The sequence below is a fragment of the uncultured Sphingomonas sp. genome, from assembly GCF_946477935.1.
Classification (GTDB): Bacteria; Pseudomonadota; Alphaproteobacteria; order Sphingomonadales; family Sphingomonadaceae; genus Sphingomonas.
Genome location: NZ_CAMLAC010000346.1, coordinates 1 through 2,612, shown reverse-complemented (window position 1 = coordinate 2,612; position 2,612 = coordinate 1). Strand labels below are relative to the sequence as shown.

2 protein-coding genes and 1 pseudogene are annotated in these 2,612 nt (G+C 69.1%); 1 reads left to right on the top strand and 2 read right to left on the bottom strand.

Annotated features, from left to right (window positions below):
- Window positions 1-618: pseudogene (locus Q0U08_RS19665) on the top strand (AcrB/AcrD/AcrF family protein); the annotation flags it as partial.
- A 120-nt stretch (window positions 619-738) separates the two neighbouring features.
- Here Q0U08_RS19665 and Q0U08_RS19660 read toward each other — a convergent pair.
- A complete protein-coding gene (locus tag Q0U08_RS19660) occupies window positions 739-1,515 on the bottom strand; it encodes a sigma-70 family RNA polymerase sigma factor (RefSeq protein WP_298093481.1) in 777 nt (258 codons plus the stop codon).
- Window positions 1,512-2,612, bottom strand: a 1,101-nt coding sequence (locus Q0U08_RS19655; protein WP_298093479.1) for an FHIPEP family type III secretion protein, incomplete at its 5' end; no start/stop codon positions are given. The genes Q0U08_RS19655 and Q0U08_RS19660, both read right to left, overlap by 4 nt.

Sequence of the window (2,612 nt, the reverse complement as noted above, 5' to 3'; positions counted from 1 at the left end):
ATGCTGTTGTGGCAGGCGCGCGCCGGGCCGGCGGCGCAGTTGCTGGCGGTACCGGGGGCGGCGGCGCTCGGCTGGCTGATCCTGCCCTGGTTCCTGAACCACCGGCTGCTGATCGTGCGGGTCGGCGGCACGGTGGCGGGGTTCCTGCTGGTGTCGGGCCTGTTCGCCGGGCTGGCGATCAAGTGGTTTCCGATCGACCGGCCCAAGGCCTATGCGAAGCGCGTCAATGCAGCGACGGGCAATTGCATGCGCACCACCGTGCTGTCGCGGTTGAACCGCTATCCGGCGCAGACGGTGTTCACCTTTGTCGATCTGGGGCCGCGGCTGATCGTGACGACGCATCACAGCGCGATCGCGGGGCCGTATCACCGCAACGGTGACGCGATCCTGGACGTGCAGCACGCGTTCCAGGGATCGGAGACGCAGGCGCGCGCGATCATGAAACGGCACGGCGCGACCTTGTTGCTGCTGTGCCCGAACATGTCGGAATCGACCAATTATCGGGCGCGGGCGCCGGGTGGCTTCTACGATCGGATGGCCAGCGGCTGGGTGCCGAACTGGCTGGTGCCGCTGCCGATTGCGAAGGGCTCGCCGCTCAGGCTGTACCGGATCGAGTGATGCGGTCGGTCGCGCTCACCCTTCCGCGGCTGCGCCGCTCCTTCCCTTTCCCGGCGGGAGAGGGAAAAGACGCCAAAGGCGGCGAAGGGCGAGGGCGATCATGTCCGATCGAAGACGACGCTAACGCTGCGCGGCGAGTGCCTTCTTGAGCCGGGCATGCGCCGCGCCCTTGATCTGGCAGACGCGCGCGGCGCCGACGCCGATCACCTGACCGATTTCCTCGAGGTTCAGTTCCTCGACATAATAAAGCTGGATGACCAGCGCCTCGCGCTCGGGCAGCGCACCGATCGCCTGGATCAGCGCATCGCGCAGCGCGCCATCGGCGAGTTGTTCGAAGGCGTCGGGCGTATCGTCGGCGAACCAGGGGAGGTCGTCGGCATACAGCTCGTCGATCGGCTCGAAGCGCACCGCCTCGGCCGTGGCGTAATCGGCGCGCAGACGCTCTACGGTGACGCCCAGCTTTTCCGCGACCGCGGCGTCGGTCGGGGCCTGCCCGCCGGGCGTGGTGAGCGCGCCGATCGCCTCGTGATATTGCCGCCGACGGCGCATCGCGCCGCGGGTGGTGGTCGCCTGGCGACGAAGCTCGTCGATCATCGCGCCGCGCAGGCGGGTGCTGAGATACTGGCGGAAGGCGACGCCGCGTTCCTCGAAAGTGGCGGCCGCCTCGACCAGTGCGACGAGGCCGACCTGGACCAGATCCTCCACCTCCACCAGGCTCGACATGCTGCCATGCACATGCCACGCGATGCGGCGGACGAGCTGGAGATGCTGGCGGATCAGCGCATCGGCATCGCCGCCGGCGCGCTTCGCCGGCTTGTAGGTGAGCGGCGCGCCGTCGAGCGCCCCAGTGACCGGCACCGCATCATGGAATGCCTGCTGCATGGGGAGCGCGCTCATGCCGCCAGCGCCTGCGGCGCGCCGATGACGGCGACGACTTCGACGGCCTTTTCTTCGGGCACCTCGAAGAAGGACAGGACGGGCGTATCGGGCAGCACGGTGCGCAGCAGCTTGCGCATCGCGATGCGGACGCTGGGTTGCACGACGAGGGCGAAGGGACGCGCCTCGGCGATCAGCGGCTGCGCGGCGTGGCTGAGCGAGTCGGTGATGCGGCGGCCGAGATCCGGGTCGATCACGTGGCGGCGGCTGGCGTCGCCGCGTACCGCCTGGCCGAGCAGCGCCTCGAGGTGACCGTCGAGCGTCATGACACGCAACGGCTCGCGCGGGCCGCACAGCTTCTGGATGATCAGCGAGCCGAGGCGCGGGCGGATCAGCTCGACGATCTCCTCGGCATCCAGCGTCTTCTGCGCCGCGACGGCGATCGCGCTGGCGATACGGCGGAACTCCTTCAAGGCGATGTTCTCCGAAAGCAGGCCCTTGAGCACTTGCGTGAGGGTGGTGAGGGGGAGCGGGTTGGGGCTGAGCGAGCCGGCGAGCTGGGCGGCGGTTTCCTTCAGCCCGTCGAGCAGCGCCTGGACCTCGTCGGGGCCGAGCAATTCGGCGGCGTTGGAGCCGAGCACATGGTTCAGATGCGTCGCCATCACGGTGCCCGGGTCGACCACGAGGTAGCCCATGCCGGTCGCGGCATCGGCGTCGCCCTTGGCGATCCAGGTCGCATCGAGGCCGAAGGTCGGATCCTTGGCGGTCTTGCCGTTCAGGTGGCCGACTCCCTGGCCGGTGTTGAGGGCGAGCATCTCGTCGGGGGAGACCTGGTCCTCGCCGACGATGACGCCGTTGATGATGAGGCGGTAGGTGTAGGGGGCCAGGTTGATGTCGTCGCGGACGCGGGCTTGCGGCACCACGAAGCCGAGTTCTTTGGAGAGCTGGCGGCGGACGCCGGTGATGCGGGCCATGAGGGGCGAGCCGCGGCGCTGGTCGACGAGGGGGACGAGGCCGTAGCCGATGTCGATGTTGACCTGCATGGTCTCGGTCACTTCGTCCCAGCCGATGCGGCTCTGGTCGACGGGTTCGGCGGCGGGAGCGGCGGGGGGCGGGAC